At 64.2% G+C, this 15,134-nt stretch carries 15 protein-coding genes; 8 read left to right on the top strand and 7 right to left on the bottom strand.

The window, feature by feature from the left end:
- Window positions 1-182 precede the first annotated feature (182 nt).
- Entirely contained in the window at window positions 183-1,103 is a 921-nt protein-coding gene (locus AC1RQP_RS04245) for a DMT family transporter (protein ID WP_239623354.1), read from the top strand.
- A 6-nt stretch (window positions 1,104-1,109) separates the two neighbouring features.
- On the opposite strand, the gene AC1RQP_RS04240 is transcribed toward AC1RQP_RS04245, so the two are convergent.
- The gene (locus AC1RQP_RS04240) at window positions 1,110-1,460 is read right to left on the bottom strand and encodes a zinc ribbon domain-containing protein YjdM (RefSeq protein ID WP_028179780.1); all 351 of its coding nucleotides are present in this window, start codon (window positions 1,458-1,460) and stop codon (window positions 1,110-1,112) included.
- 110 nt (window positions 1,461-1,570) lie between these two features.
- Window positions 1,571-1,744 (bottom strand): hypothetical protein, encoded by a 174-nt coding sequence (locus AC1RQP_RS04235; protein WP_018644642.1) that lies wholly within the window; start codon window positions 1,742-1,744, stop codon window positions 1,571-1,573.
- A gap of 169 nt (window positions 1,745-1,913) precedes the next feature.
- Between AC1RQP_RS04235 and AC1RQP_RS04230 the strand changes: the two genes are divergently transcribed.
- The 6 genes from AC1RQP_RS04230 (at window position 1,914) to AC1RQP_RS04205 (ending at window position 5,523) form a co-directional block, all read left to right on the top strand.
- A complete protein-coding gene (locus tag AC1RQP_RS04230; protein WP_492936034.1) occupies window positions 1,914-2,366 on the top strand; it encodes a pyridoxamine 5'-phosphate oxidase family protein in 453 nt (150 codons plus the stop codon).
- 123 nt (window positions 2,367-2,489) lie between these two features.
- Window positions 2,490-2,849 (top strand): c-type cytochrome, encoded by a 360-nt coding sequence (locus AC1RQP_RS04225; protein ID WP_492936033.1) that lies wholly within the window; start codon window positions 2,490-2,492, stop codon window positions 2,847-2,849.
- A gap of 206 nt (window positions 2,850-3,055) precedes the next feature.
- Window positions 3,056-3,460 carry a VOC family protein gene (locus AC1RQP_RS04220; protein ID WP_492936032.1) on the top strand — a complete coding sequence of 135 codons (405 nt, stop codon included), beginning with the start codon at window positions 3,056-3,058 and terminating at the stop codon, window positions 3,458-3,460.
- Window positions 3,461-3,590: 130 nt separating this feature from the next.
- A complete protein-coding gene (locus tag AC1RQP_RS04215) occupies window positions 3,591-4,268 on the top strand; it encodes a cell envelope biogenesis protein TolA (protein WP_492936031.1) in 678 nt (225 codons plus the stop codon).
- A 158-nt stretch (window positions 4,269-4,426) separates the two neighbouring features.
- Window positions 4,427-4,963, top strand: a complete 537-nt coding sequence (locus AC1RQP_RS04210; RefSeq protein ID WP_492936030.1) for a helix-turn-helix domain-containing protein — start codon at window positions 4,427-4,429, stop codon at window positions 4,961-4,963.
- 284 nt (window positions 4,964-5,247) lie between these two features.
- On the top strand, window positions 5,248-5,523 hold the full coding sequence (locus AC1RQP_RS04205; protein WP_239623361.1) for a hypothetical protein: 276 nt from the start codon (window positions 5,248-5,250) through the stop codon (window positions 5,521-5,523).
- A gap of 104 nt (window positions 5,524-5,627) precedes the next feature.
- On the opposite strand, the gene AC1RQP_RS04200 is transcribed toward AC1RQP_RS04205, so the two are convergent.
- The 3 genes from AC1RQP_RS04200 to AC1RQP_RS04190 all read right to left on the bottom strand — a co-directional run bounded on the left by AC1RQP_RS04200 (window position 5,628) and on the right by AC1RQP_RS04190 (window position 9,044).
- Window positions 5,628-6,419, bottom strand: a complete 792-nt coding sequence (locus tag AC1RQP_RS04200) for a transglycosylase SLT domain-containing protein (RefSeq protein WP_492936029.1) — start codon at window positions 6,417-6,419, stop codon at window positions 5,628-5,630.
- A 405-nt stretch (window positions 6,420-6,824) separates the two neighbouring features.
- Window positions 6,825-8,030: a calcium-binding protein gene (locus AC1RQP_RS04195; RefSeq protein ID WP_492936028.1), complete on the bottom strand. Its 1,206-nt coding sequence runs from the start codon at window positions 8,028-8,030 to the stop codon at window positions 6,825-6,827.
- A 231-nt stretch (window positions 8,031-8,261) separates the two neighbouring features.
- Window positions 8,262-9,044 (bottom strand): methyltransferase domain-containing protein, encoded by a 783-nt coding sequence (locus AC1RQP_RS04190; RefSeq protein WP_492936027.1) that lies wholly within the window; start codon window positions 9,042-9,044, stop codon window positions 8,262-8,264.
- A gap of 110 nt (window positions 9,045-9,154) precedes the next feature.
- Here AC1RQP_RS04190 and AC1RQP_RS04185 point away from each other — a divergent pair, with 110 nt between their 5' ends.
- Window positions 9,155-9,421, top strand: a complete 267-nt coding sequence (locus tag AC1RQP_RS04185; protein WP_024337920.1) for a DUF2312 domain-containing protein — start codon at window positions 9,155-9,157, stop codon at window positions 9,419-9,421.
- A gap of 292 nt (window positions 9,422-9,713) precedes the next feature.
- Here the strand turns inward: AC1RQP_RS04185 and AC1RQP_RS04180 are convergent, their stop codons facing one another.
- Both AC1RQP_RS04180 and AC1RQP_RS04175 read right to left on the bottom strand, forming a co-directional pair.
- Window positions 9,714-10,229: a ParB N-terminal domain-containing protein gene (locus tag AC1RQP_RS04180; protein WP_492936026.1), complete on the bottom strand. Its 516-nt coding sequence runs from the start codon at window positions 10,227-10,229 to the stop codon at window positions 9,714-9,716.
- A gap of 1,047 nt (window positions 10,230-11,276) precedes the next feature.
- Window positions 11,277-15,047, bottom strand: a complete 3,771-nt coding sequence (locus tag AC1RQP_RS04175) for a vitamin B12-dependent ribonucleotide reductase (protein ID WP_492936025.1) — start codon at window positions 15,045-15,047, stop codon at window positions 11,277-11,279.
- Window positions 15,048-15,134 lie beyond the last annotated feature (87 nt).

Below are 15,134 nucleotides of genomic sequence, written 5' to 3'. Positions count from 1 at the left end.
CCTGAGGCAGATGGGGCCTCGCGCTGAGCGAGATTTCACCGCCTCGTGCGGCCACGACGAAGCCGCATGCGCATTGCGCGTGCGGCAATCACGGTCCTGCGCGGCATCGTCGCGATGCCTGCGTGCCAGCCCTGCAACCGCGTGGGTTGAGCGGTTCAGCGCGCCGACATATCGCTTGATCCATGGATCAGCGGGCGAGCGGCGCTGACGCTCTCACTCAGAAGAACGATGCAGCGCCGGCATTGCTCGGCGTGGCCTGCGGCCTTGCCGCGGCGCTGTTCTGGGCGCTTGGCTTTGCCGCCACGCGGCACGGCCTCAAGGTCGGCTTCACGCCGGTCGATCTGCTCGTGCATCGCTATGTCTGGTCGGGCATCGTGTTCCTGCCGCTGGTCGCGCGTGCGGGCATCTCAGATCTCTGCGGCATCGGCTGGAGCAGGGGCCTCGTGCTGATGGTGCTCGGCGGCCCCGTGATGTCGCTGATCTCCTACACCGGCTTCCTGTTCGTGCCGCTCGGCCACGGCAGCGTGATCCAGCCCTCTTGCGCGACGCTGGGCGGCCTGCTGCTCGCGGCGGTCGTGCTGAAGGAACGGATCTCCGCCTCGCGGCTTGCCGGCGCGATCGTCATCGTCGGCGGCCTCGGCGTGATCGGCGCGGAATCGATCGGCCATATCGGGACCGACGGCGTCCAGGGCGATCTGATCTTCGTGCTCACCGGGTTCATGTTCGCCGGCTTCGGTGCTGCTCTGCGCCGCTGGCGCGTCTCGGCCGTGTCGGCTGCGCTGGTGATCAACGTGCTATCGCTGCTGCTGTTACCGGTCTACATCGCAACCGTCGGCCTTGCCCATATTGCGGCGATCGGCGTGACCGAGAACGCCATCCAGGCGCTGGCGCAGGGCGTGCTCGCCGGCCCCGCTGCGCTCTATCTCTACGCCGTCTCGGTCCAGCGCCTCGGCGTTGCCCGCGCCGCGGTGTTTCCGGCCTGCGTGCCGGCGCTGACGCTGCTCACCGGCTGGCTGCTGCTGGGCGAGCCGCCGACGATGTTGCAGACGGCAGGGCTCGTCACGGTGCTGTGCGGGTTCTATCTGGCCCAGCGGCAAAGCTAGCGGATCTCAAGCCTTCCGCACGAACTCCGATTTCAGATTCATCGCGCCGATGCCGTCGATCTTGCAGGCGATGTTGTGGCCGTCGCTGGCGTCCTGCAGGCGGATGTTGCGCACCTTGGTGCCGCCTTTGACGACCGAGGACGAGCCCTTGATCTTGAGATCCTTGATCACGATGACGCTGTCGCCGTCGGCGAGCACGTTGCCGTTGGCGTCGCGCACGCCGGCATCCTGCGCCGTGTCCGCGGCCGCTTCCGCCGTGCCGCTCCATTCATGGCCGCATTCCGGGCAGACCCAGAGATCGCGGTCCTGATAGGCGTGCTCGGAGCTGCAGGCCGGGCATTTCATCGTGTCGGTCATGTCTGTCTCGTCTCAACGGTTCGTTCGCGGCGCGACCGTAGAGGCGGGAACCGGGAAAGCAAGGAAAAGCTGCAAGCCGCGCGGGCAGGGCCTCGACTGCCGGTGCGATGTCACCGAAACAGCGCGACGAAGATCACGTAGAGCCAGCCCAGGATGCCGTGGATGATCGCCCACAGGATCGAATGGTTGTTGGTGTAGGAGATCGCGATGGCGAGCGCCGAGCCGAATCCCACGCCGTATTTCGCGCCCTCGACGCGGACGCCGTAATAGCGGTTGCCGTTCATGGTGATGCCTCCTGAATCGTCGGATGAGCGCCGAGCCTATGCGGTCGCCGTGATCCTGGCGAGCGGCATGATCAATGAGCCAACGTCGCCCGCGCGGGGTTGAGCTGCGTCAACGGCATTGCGCGCGAGGATCGTATCCTCCTGGGGAAATGACCACCGGAGGCGAGCGATGGACGACACTCTCAGAGCAAAGATCCAGGCCTTGCTGGACCAGCACCGCACGATGCGGATCGCAACCGTTCGTCCGGATGGCTGGCCGCAGGTGACGACCGTCGGCTACGCCAACGTAGGCTTCACCATCTACTTCCTCTGCGGCATCGACAGCCAGAAGGCGCAGAACCTGTCCCGGGACGACCGCGTCTCGCTGACGATCGACGACGACCCGGCGGAAGTGATGGAGATCACCGGCCTGTCCATGGCGGCGCGGGCAGTGGCCGTGACCGATCTGGCCGAAGCCGAGAAGGCGATCGCGCTGCTGATGTCGCGCTATCCCGAGCAGAAGGCCCTGGGCCTGACGGTGCCGAAGCCTTCAGAGGTGCGGCTGATCCGCCTCACGCCGACGGTGATCTCGCTGCTCGATTACGCCAAGGGCTTCGGTCACACCGATCTCGTGACGTGCTGATGATGCGCGCGGTGGTCTGCGAAGACGAGGGCAATCATCCGCGCCTCCCTTGACGCAGATCAACTCGGCCTTTCGGTGCAAATCTAGGCTCGATCGGTGATGCAACCGCGGTGAGGTCTGGCGATGTCGCATACTGTTCGAATCTCCATCGGCATCGTCATTCTGATCGCCTTGTCGCTGCTGTTCCTCTTCAGCGTCGTCCACACCGCCGCGGGGGCCCCAAGGCCCGGCTCGCGCACGATCGCCGAAGGACAGCGCCTGGCGCAGGCGTGGTGCCAGTCGTGTCACGCGGTCGAGCGGCGCATGACCGATTTCTTCGACGAGGCGCCGAGCTTCCAGGCCATCGCCGACCGTAGCGGAACCACCGCGCTGTCGCTCAAGGTGTTCTGGCGGACCAGCCACCGGGAGATGCCGAACCTGGTGATCTCGCCGGAGCAGGCGGATGCGCTGTCGGCCTATATCCTAAGCCTGAAGAGCAAATGAGGGACCGGCCAAACTGCATTTCGCGAAAACAACCCCATGCACAGTAGGCATCGCCATGAAATCGCTGGGGATTTGATCTTACTTCGGCGATACCGAATTTCGTTTGCGCCGTCGGGCAAAACAGGTGCATGATGTCACGGTGGAGTCGTCTCGACGCCCCTGCGCTCGATGCGTAACCTCCGCCCGCAACGCGCGACGAGCCCGCCATGACCTTCCTCCTCAACATCGACGTCCCCGACGTCGCCAAAGCCACGACCTTCTACACCGAAGCCTTCGGCCTGACGGTCGGCCGCCGCTTCGGCGCCGACTTCGTCGAGCTCAACGGCTGGCCGGCGCCGGTGTATCTGTTGACCAAGCAGGCCGGCACGATCGGCGCCGGCGGCGATCGCCGCCGTTACGAGCGGCACTGGACGCCCGTGCATATCGACGTCGTCGTTGACGATGTCGACGCCGCTGTGGCGCGCGCGCTCGGCGCGGGTGCGATCCTGGAGGCGCCCGCGCGCGATGCGCCCTATGGGCGGATCGCGGTGCTGGCCGATCCGTTCGGGCACGGGTTCTGTCTGCTGGCGTTCAGCGCGAGAGGGTATGATGCGCTGTTGGGGAGTTCGTAGTTCGCGACCGGGTGCGTAGCCCGGGTGAGCGAAGCGACATCCGGGAAATGCCTCGGCACGATGAATCCGGGATATCGCTTCGCTCATCCGGGCTACGCTTGCTACGATCGTGAGCGGACATCGGGGCGACATGGCAAAAAAGCAAACAAGCAAGTCGACGAGGAAGCTGAAGACCTACCAGACCTCGCTCGGCTTCTACGATCAGGCGATCGCCGCCCCCTCGATGAAGGCGGCGCTTCAGGCCTGGGGCGCCAGCTCCAACCTGTTCCATCAGGGCGCCGCGAAGGAGACTGACGATCCTGACATCGTCGCGGCGACGATGGCGAAGCCGGGTGTCGTGCTCAGACGTCCGGTCGGCTCGGACGGCCCGTTCACCGAGAGCGCGGAGCTGCCGACCGATCTCGGCGAGGGCGAGGGCCAATCCGAACGCAAGCCCAAGAGCAAGTCCAAGAGCAAGCCCGAGAGCAAGTCCACGAAGCGTCCGGCCAAGGCCGCGAAGAAACCGTCGCGCAAGATCGACGATCAGGCCGCGCGCAAGGCCGCGGCGGCGTTCGACAAGGAGGAGCGGCGGCGCGAAGCCGAGCGAAAGAAAGAGGAGGCCGCCCGCGCCAGGGAGCGCGTGCGCCGGGACAAGGCGGTCGCGACCGCGCAGGCGGCGCTGGACAAAGCGAGGCGGGAGCACGAAGCACGCAGCGAGGAGATCGAGGCGGAGCGGGCTGCGCTGGATGCGCGCGCCGAGGCCGAGCAGGGCCGCTGGGACAAGCAGCGGATGAAGCTAGAGCAGGCGCTACGCCGGGCGCGGGAGTAGGGCCCGCAGGCCGGGAGGGATTCCTTTACCACGCCATCCAGTCTCGGCCGAACCGCCGGACGTTTAGGAGTTGCGCCAAAATTCTGCGGTATCTTCGCTGCGATTGCGGATGCGTCGGACACGCCGTGCGACGCCGACGCAAGATTACGGGATCTGTCATGAGCGATCATCGCGCCGCAGTCAGGCATCACACCTTGCGCACCGGCATCGTCGAATTCGACAACGGCACCGGCAGCACCGTCAGCGTGCCCTGTACGATTCGCGACGTCTCCGCCACCGGCGCGCGACTGCAACTCAACTCTTCGCTATGGGTCGCCGAAGCGTTCACGCTGGTTTTCGCGAGCGGCCTGCGCAAGGCCTGCCGCGTTGCCTGGCGCAAGGAGCGGCTGATCGGCAGCGCGTTCGCGGACGGCTATGCCAGCGTGGACGAGCAGGCCGCCATGATGACCGCGGGGGAACAGTCCCGGCACCGCCTCGGCATCGGCGCGCGCGTCAAAGCCGCGCGCGAAAAGCGCGGCTACACGCAAGCCCAGCTCGCCGAGCGCCTCAGCGTCACGCCCGCCTTTGTGGCATCGGCCGAGAAGGGCGAGGCGGACATTCCGCTGTACCAGCTGATGCACATCGCGGATCTGCTGATGGTCGGTCTCGACGGGCTGGTTGCGGGGCCGGTGCCCGAGGAGGCCAATGCGGGCTAGGCCTTCGTAGCCCGCTGGAGCGTCCGAGTGCACGCCTCGTCCTTCGAGACGACCGCGGAGCTTGTCATCGGGCCGCGCCGTCGCGGACCCGGTGGCGGTCTCCTCGAGATGAGGCTGAGCGGCAATCGCGCTTGCTGAAGCTGCTGCCGCGCACTCCGTCCTCATCCTGAGGAGCCCGCCCAAAGCGGGCGTCTCGAAGGATGGCCGCGGAAAAATTCTCGCGCGAAATTCGCTTGCCTTGCCTGGCATCCTTTTGCACTCTTCGGGGGAAGGAGACCAATGCAATGAAGAAAACGACCATCGCCTATGCGCTCGGAACGGCCCTGGTGCTGAGCCTCGCAACATCGGCCGCCGACGCAAAGCCGCGGAAGCAAGTGGTTCGCGCACCGCAGGAGCGGCTGATCGTCACGGCGCCGGTGCTGCGGCCGACGCCATGGGACTACAACATCGTTCCGCGCTATCGCTATCGCCCCGAGGACGACAAGGTCGATCCCTACGGTCCGCCGCTGGTGCCGTCTTACGTTCGCTACGAGGGATGGCGCTGGCCGTATTGGTGGTAGAGCCGGGCCACGCGCGTGGTCTCGTAGCCCGGATGAGCGAAGCGATATCCGGGGTGATTCGGTAACGGAAGTCCCGGATGCCGCTTCGCTCATCCGGGCTACGGCTAACCGCCGCCCTCCGCCGCAAGCCGCAGAAACTGCCGCTTCATCGCGTTGACCCTGGCGAGGTAGCCCGCGACGAGGTGATCGCCGCAGCGCTCGCCGGCGAGCATCTGAAACTCGCGCCGCGCATAGGCCGTGGCCGGACCTGCGCCGCAGAGATGGATGAAGGCGGCCAGATCCTGCTTCTGCTGCGCGCTCGCCTTCGCATCGCCCGCGAGAGTGAGAACCATGCCCACCTGGCGGTCCAGATACACCGAGGCCAGCTCGATGGCATGGCTCGGGACCGCGCGGATGTAGAGGCTGGTGAAGCCGCAGCCAGTCTGCGTAACCGCGTTGCCGCGAACACAGAACCGCGCGGCCTCGGCGAAGGCCGGATCGGTCATCTGAAAGAGGCCGACGGCGCTGGAGGCGGGCCGGTAGATCGCGAGCGGATTGAAGCTCCATCGCCAGCGCCAATAGGTGCGCGCCACCGGATTGCCCGAGCTCTCGACCTGCGCCAGCGCGGCCAGCAATTCCGGCGTGATCGTCGCGGTGGAAGCTTTCCGGAACAGCGGCCCGTATCTCGCCCAGGTCTCCGCTGGCTCCTTGTCGAGGGCGTGGCCGACAAGGACGAACAGTTCGGTCGGCTTGCGGATCAATTGATAGACGATGTTCAGAAGCGCGAGGGTCACAAGTATCACCGCCACGCTGCCCGCGATACGAACCATCCGCGGTGCCCGCGCGAACTTCTTTTGCACCCACCGAGCGTCCCGCCGGACGCTGCGCAGGCGGAGGCTCTTGCTTTTCGTTGGCATGGCGTTGTGGGCGTGCAATTGCGGAAACTGTGGAGTTCTTGTTCTCTGCGAAGGAGTTCGCAGGACGGGAATCGCTTCGTTCCACCCATCGGGTCGAGGGCAGGGCTAATCGCATATGATGTGTAGGAACGGACTGAACAAGCGCCTCGTCCTTCGAGACGACCGCTTCCAGCGGTCTCCTCATGATGAGGCTAACGGGCACCGCGCCCGCTGATACTGCTGCCGCATACTCCGCCCTCATCCTGAGGAGCCCGCCAAAGCGGGCGTCTCGAAGGATGGCTGCAGGCGTCTGCTTCCCGTATACGACTGCGCTGGGGCGAAGGGATTTTTGCGGGGCAGGGAAGGTGTAATCCGCGTCTCGCCCCGCTGCAGGCGGGGCGAGATCGTTGCGCCGAAGCAACTCGCTCAGATGAGGAAGTCGGTCGGGTGCAGGCTTGCGGCCTGGACGCCGTCGAGCGTGATCGAATCGTTGGCCGAGAGCTGAATCACGGCATCCCCGGCGGCATTGTCACTGATCAGGCTCGACAGCGCCGTCCAGTCCGCAAAGCCGTAGTCGTGCACATTGATGAGGTCTTGCTCGGTCACGGTGCTCCCGACCGCCTTGTTGCCCTGATCGAAGTCGGTGATCAGGTCGTTGCCGGAGCCGGTGTTGAAGACGAAGGTGTCGCTGTTGCCACCGCCGGAAAGCTGGTCATCGCCGGCGCCGCCGTTGAGGATATCCCTGCCGCCGGTGATCGAGCCCGGCGTGGCAGGGGCATAGCTCGCGGCATCGCCATAGAGGTGATCGTGAGTTGCCCCGCCGGTGAGGATATCGTTGCCGCCCTGGGCATTGCCGGACATGGTCCGCGCATCGCCGTAGAGCTCCGGGTGTGCAAACTGGATGGTGTCGACACCATCGAATTCGAGCGTGAGAATGTCATCTCCCCCTCGGGCATTGTCGGTCAGCGAGGTCACCGAATCTCCGTAGCCAAATCCGCCAGTCATGGCGACGTCGGTGCCGAAGGTGAAGGTGATGTTGTCGTTGCCGCCCTGCGCATCGCCACCGATGGAGCCGATGGCATCGCCGCTGGCTGTCGCAAAGCCCTGCAGGGTATCCACTGTGATGGCGAGCGTGTCATTGCCGCCATGCGCCGAGCCGGTCATGGAACCGCCGGCATCGCCGGCGTACACGTGGTCGTAGCTTCGCCAGCCCACCGCGCCCGTGATGGTGTCACTGCCGCCGTGTGAATTGCCCGACATGTCACCGGCGACATCGCCGAAAACATGCACGTCGGTGTACAGCGAATCGGCCCCGACACTGATCGTGTCGTTGCCGCCCCTGGCATCGTCGGTCATCGCCTGGGCATCGCCGACCACGAGGAACGCGTTCCAGCCGTAATTCAAGGTAACGGTCAAGGTGTCGTTGCCGCCGCGGGAGTGGCCATGCAGCGTCGTGTCGTCCTCGCCGAAGATCGTGACGTCCACTTCAGGCTGGGTGACGGTTACCGTCACGGTGTCGTTGCCGCCCCAGGCGTCCGTGGCGGTCGGAAAATTCGGATCGCCGTAGATGGTTTCGATTTGACCAAACTGGTCGAGCAGGACGTCGATGGTGTCGTTGGGCAGATGCTGCATGGCGTAACTCCCATTTCATTGTCGGAAGCGGGGCCTGACGCCTGCAGAGTTTCTTGCAAGTCGCGTTGTTGACCACGCTTCAGGGGAGCAATCTACCTTTGGTAGATGGCAGAGATTTGCAGGAATTCGGGAGAGAGTTTGATTGCATGGATGGAACCGCGGCGGCGATCGTCGAAATCGCCTCCGCATGTTTGCGTATCCTATGACAAGAAGTGCTGCTTCCCCACGTGCTCAGCCCGGCTTGCGTCCGCTGATCGCGTGGGCGCGGGCGCTGCAGGTGATGCGGCCGTCCGCGCCGGCGGGAAGATGCGCCCTCACGCGCTGCTTGAGCGCTGTGACATCGGCCGACGGCATGGCTGCGATCACCGGCGCAATGGAGGGGGACTTCGTCTCCACGGTCCAGAACTCGTCGAAATCGGCAAACGTGCGCTGCACGGCAATCTCGCGGGTCTCAATCTGCTGCAGCCCGGCCGCGCGCCAAAGGTCCTGAAGCGCCGCAAGGGTGGACACTTCCATGTGGGGCGGACGCGTCGGCGACAGCCCCATCGCGTGCATCTCGTCGACGATCGGATCGAGAGGAAACCCGCCGCCCAGCATGTCCCACATGTAGGTTGCGACGAGGCTGCCGGGACGAACGACCCGCGCCAATTCCGCGACACCTTTCGACGGGTCCGGCACGAAGACGAGAACCAGTGCCATCACCGCGACATCGAAACTCGCCGCCTCAAAAGGCAGTGCCATGGCGTCGCCCGTCTGGAACACGGCGCCGCGCGCACCGGGGCGCGTGCGGGCAAAGGCGAGCTGCCCCTCGGAGGGATCGATGCCCTGCACGTCGCTGGGGGCGCAGCGTGCCAGGACGAGCTCGGTGAAGGCGCCGCTGCCGCAGCCGACATCGATCCAGCGTAGCCCTTGCGCGGGCTTCAGCCAGTCGAGAAAGACCTCGCCGACCGAACGGCTCCAGACTCCCATCATCTGCTCATAGGCGGCACCGTCATCGAAGCGAAGCTCGGGCATGGAACGGCTCCCTCGGCGTTTCCACAGGGCGCAATGCGCGGGCGACGAGGTTAACACATTGGTCATTTTTCTGCGGTCATTTTCACGACCTCAGTCAGCAAAGAGGCACCATGTCCGACATCACCATTCCCGGCGGCAAGATCCGTTCCTTCGTCGAGCGGATCGAGAACCTCGACAGCGAAATGCAGGAGTTGAGCGAACAGAAGAAGGAAGTCTTCGCGGAAGCCAAGGGCGAGGGTTTCGACGTGAAGATCCTCAAGGAGATCATCAAGCTGCGCAAGGAAGACAAGAACGAGCGCGACGAACGCGAAAGCCTGCTCGACCTCTACATGCGCGCGATGGAGACGGCCACGCCGGAGCAGGCGAAAGCGGCGTGAGACGGACAGGTTGATCGGTGAGGGAGAGATGGCTGCGATCGAAAGGATTGCGGCCATCATGCGGTGGCACCACGCCAGGTGGAGCGCAGCGGAACTCACCGTCATTCCGGGGCGCGCGAAGCGCGAGCCCGGAATCCATTGCGCCACTCGTCGTGTCGCCCGATGGATTCCGGGCTCGCGCCCAAGCGGGCGCGCCCCGGAATGACGGCGCAAAGGAGTGTCTTCGTCGGAACGGCAGCGCGCAGGACGGGTTTGGCTCCGCTCTACCCATCCATTCAACTGGAGCCTGCCATCAATAGCGGCCGCCGCTGCCCTTTTGCTGCGTGATCCAGTCCGACAAGGTTTTCGGTGTCGATTTCGCAGTCCGGCCCGGTGATGCCTTCGGATTGTCGCGGGTGCCCTTCGTCGGACGGGTGCGCGGCACTTGCGTTGCGCTGACGCTCTTCAAGGCAGCCGTCGAAGCCTCTGCGGCTTCCTTCTCCAGGCGCAACTGTTTCAATCGCGCCATCTTGATGCGCTCTGCCTCGACTTCGGGTCGCTCGGCTAGCAGCGGCTTGTGTTGAGCAAGCTCGGCCGGGACCAGGACGCCGAGAATGGTCGTCTCGCCGAGCGCCTTGCAGGCCTCTAACCGATGCAGTCCCTCGACCAGAACGAGGCGGTCTCCGTCGAGCCGAACGGAAATGGGGGCCTGTTGCCCGATGTCCAGGATGCTTTCAGCGATCTCCGCGACGATCTCGGGCTTGATAGCCTTCTTCTGCTTTGTTGGAACGAAGATCTTCTCGATCGGGAAGCTTTCCGGTTTGGGCATAACTCGACTCCGCTTCTACCGGGCCCGTCGGAACCCATGCCGGTGGAGTTGGGAGTTTAGAAGGGAAGGGCTCGACCGCAAAGGCAATTCGGCGGCAGGGTATTGATGAGCACCGAAGCCGGACCGATCTGCAAGTGCTCAGCCCATCCTACGGACTAGGCCTGCTTCGCTTGGGCCAGGAGCGATAGTACGACTCGCTTAACCGGCTCTGACGCTAAATATCCACGTATAAGGCGAATGAAGTGGCCTTCGTCCGATACGGTGATTCTGCCGTGATCAGAAAAGTTGAGTCTCAGCTTTCCGGGATACATTTCGGCCGGCTGCGAATATTCAGGGATACCGACCGAATATCCGTTCAGAGCCGGGACTCGAATTTCAAGCGAAAATTCTATATCAGATCCCATGGAGAGTGTGTTCACGTCGTGCAGCTCAGGTATCTTTAATTCGAGTTGTGCAAGCAACGCGTTCACTCGGTCAATTTCGTGCCTAGCTATTGGATTGCCTTTGCGACTTCGATAAGCGGTCCCTAGTTCAACTATCTGGATTATCAGTGGGCAAAAGCGAGAGCGACGTGTCTCCAGCACCCGAGTCAGTAGCTGTGTAACAGCAGGGCCTTTGCTTCCACTCAACTCCCAACACTCTGGCACCCCTGCGCGATCTGCGGCTATCGGAAACGAGGTATTGTTGTTGAAGCTCGCCGGCAAGAAGTCATAGAAGACGCCCGAGAGACCATTCAAGATTTGCTTATCCGCGAGCGACAGAGACATACTTCCTCCGAAGGCGCGGACTCGAGCTGCGAATTGTCTGCAAAGGTTTGGAAATCAGACAGCTCAATGTCCGGTTGAATGTCATTTACATAATATTCCCAGTCACTTAGTGCAAGATGCAGAGAAATGCTAGTTGAGGTCTCGCCGGTAGCATAACCGGGCACCGCGCCGCTTGCATGCGTGAACATGACCCAAAGGAAAGGGCGGCCTCTTGGCCGCCCTCCGTGTATGTCCGGGCCAAGCCCAAACAAGATGATCTCAGTGACGACAGTCTACCCCCTCAGCTGCAACCCGTTGTGCTGCCACACGTATCACACTTCATGCAGGTCCCATTCCGCACCAGCGTGAAGTTGCCGCACTCCGAGCACATCTCGCCCTCATAGCCCTTGGCCTTGGCTTCGGCGCGGCGCTCGGCCTTGGTGGGGACGAGCGTTTGCGCGGTGCCGGCCTTGCTCCACTGGAGCTGCTCGAGCTTCTCCGTCGGCGAGAGGTCGTGCTGGACTTCCTGCTTCAGGGCGACGGCGCCTTCGAGGGTATCGCCCACGCGGGCGCTCGCGCCATGCGAGGCCATCGCCGTGACCTTGCTGCCGCCGGAGGGCGCGCTGTCGTTGCCTTGCGTGACCGCGGCGCTGCCGCCGCGCATCACGACGAGGTTGTCGGTCCGCGAGCGGGTGAGGCCGCGCGAGACCAGCCGGGTGGCGTGGTGGCCGCCGTCCTCGTCCGGCTCCTTGCCTTCCTCGACGCCCTTGCCGAGCGCGTCGAAGCCGGTCTCGTTGGGATCGACATGGGCGAGATCGAACCGCGACATGTAGCTCACCGCGAGCTCGCGGAAGACGTAGTCGAGGATCGAGGTCGCGTACTTGATGCTGTCGTTGCCCTGCACGGGGCCCGCCGGCTCGAAGCGGGTGAAGGTGAAGGCGTCGACATATTCGTCGAGCGGCACGCCGTATTGCAGGCCGAGCGACACCGCGATGGCGAAGTTGTTGATGAAGGAGCGGAGCGCCGCGCCTTCCTTGTGCATGTCGATGAAGATCTCGCCGAGACGGCCGTCGTCATATTCGCCGGTGCGCAAGTACACCTTGTGGCCGCCGACGACCGCCTTCTGGGTGTAGCCCTTGCGGCGATCCGGCATCTTCTCGCGCTCGCGCATCACGATGATGCGCTCGACCAGCTTCTCGACGATCTTCTCCGAGACCTGGGTCGCGCGCGCGGCCATCGGCTTCTCGTAGAGCTGCTCGACCGCATCGTCCTCGTCCTCGTCGTCGCTGATGAGCTGCGAGTTGAGCGGCTGGGAGAGCTTGGAGCCGTCGCGATAGAGCGCGTTGGCCTTCAGCGCGAGCTTCCACGACAGCATGTAGGCGGACTTGCAGTCCTCCACCGTGGCGTCGTTCGGCATGTTGATGGTCTTGGAGATCGCGCCCGAGATGAAGGGCTGGGCCGCCGCCATCATGCGGATGTGGCTCTCGACCGAGAGGTAGCGCTTGCCGATCTTGCCGCAGGGATTGGCGCAGTCGAACACCGGATAGTGCTCGGCCTTGAGGTGCGGGGCACCTTCCACCGTCATCGCGCCGCAGATGTGGACGTTGGCCGCCTCGATCTCGCGCTTGGTGAAGCCGACGGCCTGGAGCAGGTCGAAGCCTGGCGCGGCAATGGCTTCAGCGCCGATGCCCAACTGGTCGCGAATAAAATCCTCGCCAAAAGTCCACTTGTTGAAGGCGAACTTGATGTCGAAGGCGGTCGGCAGTGCCTTCTCGACCTTGGCGATGGCTTCATCGGTGAAGCCCTTGGCCTTCAGCGTGGTGACGTTGATGCCGGGGGCATTCGCCAGCGAGCCGTGGCCGACGGCGTAGGCCTCGATCTCGGCGATCTCAGCTTCGCGATAGCCGAGCGCGCGCAGCGCTGCGGGAACCGCGCGGTTGATGATCTTGAAGTAGCCGCCGCCGGCGAGCTTCTTGAACTTCACCAGCGCGAAGTCGGGCTCGATGCCGGTGGTGTCGCAATCCATCACGAGGCCGATCGTGCCGGTCGGCGCGATCACCGTGGTCTGGGCGTTGCGATAGCCGTGCGTCTCGCCGAGTTCGAGCGCCGCATCCCAGGCCGCCTGGGCGTGGCTGACCAGATCTGCCTGCGGGCAGGAGACGAGGTCCATCGGCACCGGGTTGACGCTGAGCGCTTCATAGCCGTTGGACTGGCCGTGCGCGGCGCGGCGGTGGTTGCGGATCACGCGCAGCATGTGCTGAGCGTTCTTCTTGTAGCCGGGGAAGGTGCCGAGCTCGGAGGCGATCTCCGCCGAGGTCTTGTAGGTGATGCCGGTCATCACGGCGGTCAGGGCGCCGCAGAGCGCGCGGCCTTCCTTGCTGTCATAGGGCAGGCCCATGGTCATCAGGAGGCCGCCGATATTGGCGTAGCCGAGGCCGAGCGTGCGGAACTCATAGGAGAGCTCGGCGATCGCCTTGGACGGGAACTGCGCCATCATGACGGAGATTTCGAGCACGATGGTCCAGAGCCGGCAGAGGTGCTCGTAGCCCTCGACGTCGAAGCGCTTGGTCTCGGTGTTGTAGAACGTCAGCAGGTTGGCCGAGGCGAGGTTGCACGCCGTGTCGTCCAGGAACATGTATTCCGAGCACGGATTGGAGGCGCGGATGTCGCCGGACGCCTTGCAGGTGTGCCAGTCGTTCATCGTGGTGTTGAAGTGCAGGCCCGGGTCGGCCGAGGCCCAGGCGGCGTAGCCGATCTTCTCCCAGAGGTCGCGTGCCTTCAGCGTCTTCGTCACCTTCTTGGAGGTGCGGGCGGTGAGATTCCAGTCGCCGTCGGTTTCGACCGCGCGCAGGAAGTCGTCCCGCAGCGAGACCGAGTTGTTGGAGTTCTGGCCCGATACGGTGAGGTAGGCTTCGCTGTCCCAGTCGGTGTCGTAGGTGTCGAACTGGATGTCCTTGTAGCCCTGCTTGGCGAACTGGATGACGCGCTTGATGTAATTGTCAGGCACGAGGCTGCGGCGCGCGAGCTTGATCTCGCGGCGCAGGGCAGGGTTCTTCTCGGGGTCGAAGCAGTCGTCGCCCGAGCCTTCGCAGTTCACGCAGGCCTTCAGCACCGCCTTCAGGTGCTTCTGGTTGATCTTGGAGCCCGTGACGAGGGCGGCGACCTTCTGCTCCTCCTTCACCTTCCAGTCGATATAGGTCTCGATGTCGGGGTGATCGACGTCGACGACGACCATCTTGGCGGCGCGGCGCGTGGTGCCGCCGCTCTTGATGGCGCCGGCGGCGCGGTCGCCGATCTTGAGGAAGCTCATCAGGCCGCTCGAGCGGCCGCCGCCGGAGAGCTTCTCGCCTTCGCCGCGCAGGCGCGAGAAGTTGGAGCCAGTGCCGGAGCCGTACTTGAACAGGCGGGCCTCGCGGACCCAGAGGTCCATGATGCCGCCTTCATTGACGAGGTCGTCACCGACGCCCTGGATGAAGCAGGCGTGCGGCTGCGGATGCTCGTAAGCCGACTTGGACTTGGTCAGCTTGCCGGTGAAGGGGTCGACGTAATAATGGCCCTGGCCGGGGCCGTCGATGCCATAGGCCCAGTGCAGGCCGGTGTTGAACCATTGCGGCGAGTTCGGCGCGACCATCTGCCTGGCGAGCATGTAGCGGAGCTCGTCGTAGAAGGCCTGGGCGTCCTCGTCGGTCGAGAAATACTTGCCCTTCCAGCCCCAATAGGTCCAGCAGCCGGCGAGGCGGTCGAACACCTGCTTGGCCGAGAGCTCGCTGACATAGCGCTCCTTCTCAGGCAGTTGGCTAAGCGCGTCGGTATCGGGCACGGAGCGCCACAGGAAGGAGGGGACGGATTCCTCCTCGACCTTCTTCAGGTGCGCGGCAACGCCGGCCTTGCGGAAATATTTCTGGGCCAGCACGTCGGAGGCGACCTGCGACCATTCGGCCGGCACCTCGACGTTTTCCAGCTTGAACACGACCGAGCCGTCGGGATTGCGAATCTCCGACGTGGTCAGGCGGAATTCGATTCCCGCATAAGGTGACTGTCCCGAAGTGGTGTGGCGCCGCTCAATCCGCATGGTCTTGCCCCGTCCTTAATCTTTGACCGGTCCCGCCCCTCATTGAGGGCGTGCCGGGTCGACATTTCGTTTCGCGGCACCTTGCGG

The organism is Bradyrhizobium sp. GW821-FHT13H06 (assembly GCF_058803975.1).
This window is presented reverse-complemented; position numbering and strand designations above follow the sequence as displayed.

Excerpts from the sequence above, each read along its gene's own strand:
- AC1RQP_RS04245 (WP_239623354.1), top strand. The coding sequence starts at position 183 with ATGGATCAGCGGGCGAGCGGCGCTGACGCTCTCACTCAGAAGAACGAT.
- AC1RQP_RS04240 (WP_028179780.1), bottom strand. The coding sequence starts at position 1,460 with ATGACCGACACGATGAAATGCCCGGCCTGCAGCTCCGAGCACGCCTAT.
- AC1RQP_RS04235 (WP_018644642.1), bottom strand. The coding sequence starts at position 1,744 with ATGAACGGCAACCGCTATTACGGCGTCCGCGTCGAGGGCGCGAAATAC.
- AC1RQP_RS04230 (WP_492936034.1), top strand. The coding sequence starts at position 1,914 with ATGGACGACACTCTCAGAGCAAAGATCCAGGCCTTGCTGGACCAGCAC.
- AC1RQP_RS04225 (WP_492936033.1), top strand. The coding sequence starts at position 2,490 with ATGTCGCATACTGTTCGAATCTCCATCGGCATCGTCATTCTGATCGCC.
- AC1RQP_RS04220 (WP_492936032.1), top strand. The coding sequence starts at position 3,056 with ATGACCTTCCTCCTCAACATCGACGTCCCCGACGTCGCCAAAGCCACG.
- AC1RQP_RS04215 (WP_492936031.1), top strand. The coding sequence starts at position 3,591 with ATGGCAAAAAAGCAAACAAGCAAGTCGACGAGGAAGCTGAAGACCTAC.
- AC1RQP_RS04210 (WP_492936030.1), top strand. The coding sequence starts at position 4,427 with ATGAGCGATCATCGCGCCGCAGTCAGGCATCACACCTTGCGCACCGGC.
- AC1RQP_RS04205 (WP_239623361.1), top strand. The coding sequence starts at position 5,248 with ATGAAGAAAACGACCATCGCCTATGCGCTCGGAACGGCCCTGGTGCTG.
- AC1RQP_RS04200 (WP_492936029.1), bottom strand. The coding sequence starts at position 6,419 with ATGCCAACGAAAAGCAAGAGCCTCCGCCTGCGCAGCGTCCGGCGGGAC.
- AC1RQP_RS04195 (WP_492936028.1), bottom strand. The coding sequence starts at position 8,030 with ATGCAGCATCTGCCCAACGACACCATCGACGTCCTGCTCGACCAGTTT.
- AC1RQP_RS04190 (WP_492936027.1), bottom strand. The coding sequence starts at position 9,044 with ATGCCCGAGCTTCGCTTCGATGACGGTGCCGCCTATGAGCAGATGATG.
- AC1RQP_RS04185 (WP_024337920.1), top strand. The coding sequence starts at position 9,155 with ATGTCCGACATCACCATTCCCGGCGGCAAGATCCGTTCCTTCGTCGAG.
- AC1RQP_RS04180 (WP_492936026.1), bottom strand. The coding sequence starts at position 10,229 with ATGCCCAAACCGGAAAGCTTCCCGATCGAGAAGATCTTCGTTCCAACA.
- AC1RQP_RS04175 (WP_492936025.1), bottom strand. The coding sequence starts at position 15,047 with ATGCGGATTGAGCGGCGCCACACCACTTCGGGACAGTCACCTTATGCG.